Source organism: Oleiphilus sp. HI0067 (genome assembly GCF_001635735.1).
Map to the genome: position 1 here is coordinate 1 of NZ_LWFI01001427.1, position 806 is coordinate 806.

The following is an 806-nucleotide window of genomic DNA, read 5'->3' on the forward strand; positions in this document are numbered from 1 at the left end:
ATGTTTATGCATTTGACCTTAGTGCCTTATATCGCGACTGCGGGAGAAACTAAGACAAAACCGACGCAGCACTCTGTAAAAGAAATGCGTTCTATCGGTATTCAACCCGATATTCTGGTATGTCGTTCTGATCATGAAATTGATGCATCATCTCGCCGCAAAATTGCTTTGTTCACGAATGTTGAAGAGCGCGCGGTTATTCCTTTGCGAGACGCAAGCAGCATCTATCTCATTCCGAGAATGCTGCACGAACAAGGTTTAGATAACATTATTTGCGAGCGCTTTAATATTGATGCTGCTCCTGCTGATTTAAGTGAGTGGGATGGTGTTGTTGAAGCAGAAGCGAACCCAGAGCAAGAAGTTACGATTGCGATGGTCGGTAAGTACATGGAGCTTTTGGATGCTTATAAGTCTTTGATTGAGGCGCTCAAGCATGCAGGCTTACGTAATCGCACGAAGGTTAATATTCGCTACGTAGACTCTGAAACTATTATCGATAACGGAACTGGGCAGATCGAAGATGTCGATGCGATTCTGGTGCCGGGTGGTTTCGGAAATCGTGGTGTAGAAGGAAAGATCCAAACGGTTAAATATGCGCGTGAAAATAAGGTGCCTTATTTAGGTATCTGCTTGGGTATGCAAGTGGCAGTTATTGAATATGCGCGCCATGTTGCAGGTTTAGAAGGCGCAAACAGTACGGAGTTTGATTCAGAAAGTGCTAATCCAGTGGTTGGTTTGATCACTGAATGGCAAGACCAGAGCGGAAGTGTCGAACAACGTACTGATAGTTCTGATCTTGGTGGTAC

Annotated in this window: 1 protein-coding gene; it reads left to right on the top strand. The window is 44.7% G+C overall.

All coding sequences use genetic code 11. The annotated features are described in order from the left end of the window. Nucleotides 1–806, top strand: an 806-nt coding sequence (locus tag A3739_RS23210; RefSeq protein ID WP_082878565.1) for a CTP synthase, incomplete at both ends; no start/stop codon positions are given.